The organism is Streptomyces phaeochromogenes, from assembly GCF_001418655.1.
GTDB classification, from domain to species: Bacteria; Actinomycetota; Actinomycetes; order Streptomycetales; family Streptomycetaceae; genus Streptomyces; species Streptomyces phaeochromogenes.
This window is the reverse complement of sequence record NZ_LIQZ01000502.1, coordinates 1-2,118: the sequence shown is the minus strand read 5'-3', so window position 1 is coordinate 2,118 and position 2,118 is coordinate 1. Positions and strand designations below refer to the sequence as shown.

The 2,118-nt window shown below is 72.8% G+C and carries 2 protein-coding genes; one reads left to right on the top strand and one right to left on the bottom strand.

Features of this window, described 5'->3' with window-relative positions; genetic code table 11:
• Nucleotides 1–67: 67 nt before the first annotated feature.
• Nucleotides 68–922, bottom strand: coding sequence for a hypothetical protein (locus AOK17_RS43960; RefSeq protein WP_055618258.1), 855 nt, complete (start codon nt 920–922; stop codon nt 68–70).
• Between the two features lie 148 nt (nt 923–1,070).
• Between AOK17_RS43960 and AOK17_RS43955 the strand changes: the two genes are divergently transcribed.
• On the top strand, nt 1,071–2,118 hold a 1,048-nt coding region (locus AOK17_RS43955; protein ID WP_055618257.1), incomplete at its 3' end, for a DUF4097 family beta strand repeat-containing protein.

The following is a 2,118-nucleotide window of genomic DNA, read 5'->3' as shown; positions in this document are numbered from 1 at the left end:
CTCCCGCCCTCCTCCCCGAACTTGCCCAGCCGTCCGGTGAGCTCGGGCTTCCGGCGCCCGCCGCCGGTCAGTCGCGCGGGCGCATGAGGTCGTACGCCAGTCCGAGCGCCCCGTGCGCCACCAGGAGCGCCCCCGCCGCGATCCAGCCGCCACTGCGTCGGCGCACACCCCAGGCGGTGAGCGGCAGACCCGCCGTCACCTGGGCGAGTGCCAGGGCGCGTGCCCTGGGGGTGCCGGCCCAGGGCAGCCAAGGGCCGAGTGATCCCCGCTCCACGACGTCGAGTTCCGCGCGGACGGCGTGGCGCCACCCGGACCATTCGAGGGACTGTGCGTCGGGCCGGGCGAGGGCCGCCTCGCGGAGGCGGTCGGCGGGTTCGCCCGGGGTGAGCCCCGCGGGGAGGGCAACACCCGCGCGCGTGAGGACGGCGAGCAGGCCCCGCAGACGGGCCCGGGCGTCGGCATCGGAGTCGGGTTTCGTGAGGCCGTCGAGGGACTGCAGGTCCAGGACCGGGTCGAGGCCCAGGCGTGCGGCGAGGGCGCGCATGGCCTCGGCCTCACCCACGGGTGTGCCGTTTGCGAGCCACTCGTAGCCGACCGGGCGGCGGAAGCCGGAGGCGAGGATGCAGCCGCCGTGGTCGGCGTCCCACCACAGGGCCAGTACGGGCCAGGGGGCGCCGACAGCCAGGGCGGTGGCCCAGCCGGTGAGGACGCGGCCGACCGGTTCGCCGCCGTGCAGCCAGGGCTTTCCCTCGGGAACCAGCACGCTCCACCGCGGGCCGGCCCGGGCGAGCAGCATGCGCTCGCGCAGCAGTCGGGCGACCGGGCCGACGGCCTCGGGTTCCGCGCGGCAGAGCAACAGGGCACCGGCCGCCCGGTCGGGAGGCGCGGGCGGCTGCGGAGTCTGCGACTCGTGGGGCGACATGCGCCCAGATTATTGGGTTTTGTGTCGACTGGTGCCCCCTGGATCACCAGAACGAGTGCCTTGACTTCGCGGATCCGCGATATATCGTGTCTGTTGGAAGACGCGATATGGCGTGTCGTGTCCCGCCCCGGCCGAGGAGGTCAGCACCATGTCCGAGTGGTCCGTCACAGAGCCCGGCAAGCTCACGTTCGACGAACCGGTGTCGGCCCTCCATGTGCGCATCGCCAATGGAACGGTGAACGTCGTGGGGGTCGACGAGGGTTCCACCAGGCTCGAAGTGTCCTCGATAGAGGGACCACCTCTGGTGGTGACCCAGGAGGACGGCACGCTCACGGTCGCCTACGAGGACCTGCCCTGGAAGGGCTTCCTCAAGTGGCTCGACCGCAAGGGCTGGCGCCGCAGCGCGGTGGTCTCCCTGGCCGTTCCGGCACGTACACGCGTCGAGGTCGGCGTGGTCAGCGCCACCGCCGTGATCTCCGGAGTCGACGGCCGCGCGGTGGTGAAGGGCATCTCCGGCGACACGACACTCGTGGGACTCTCCGGCCCGGTCCGCGCGGACACGGTGTCGGGGAACGTGGAGGCACAGGCCCTCACCGGCGACCTCCGGCTCAACTCCGTCTCGGGCGACCTGACCGTCATCGAGGGCTCCAGCCCCTCCGTGCGGGTCGAGTCCGTCAGCGGTTCCGTGATCGTCGACCTCGACCCGGCGGGGCGGCCCAGCGACATCAGCCTGACCAGCATCTCGGGCGAGATCGCCATCCGCCTGCCGCATCCGGCCGACGCGGAGGTCCAGGTGGACTCGGCGAGCGGCACGGTCTCCAGCGCCTTCGAGGACCTCAGGGTCGGCGGCCAATGGGGCGCCAAGAAGATCACGGGCAGGCTGGGCGCGGGGAACGGCCGGTTGAAGGCGACCACCGTCTCGGGCTCCATCGCCCTGCTGCGACGGCCCCCTTCGGAGGACGAACCATGGGACGAGGGAGTGGATTTCAAGAAGGGGACGGACTTCGGGGAGGATGAGCCGGAGGACGCGGTTCCTGTTGGAGCCGGGTCCGAGCACGGCAAGGGGCACAGCGCGGTGCCCGAGGACACGGTGCCCGGCACTCGCGTCGGTGCCGGACCGGCCACTCCACCGACGGACGGTCCCGCCGAGTCCCCCACTTCGGGCGCGACCCCCGCCGCGGACCCCGACTCCGGCC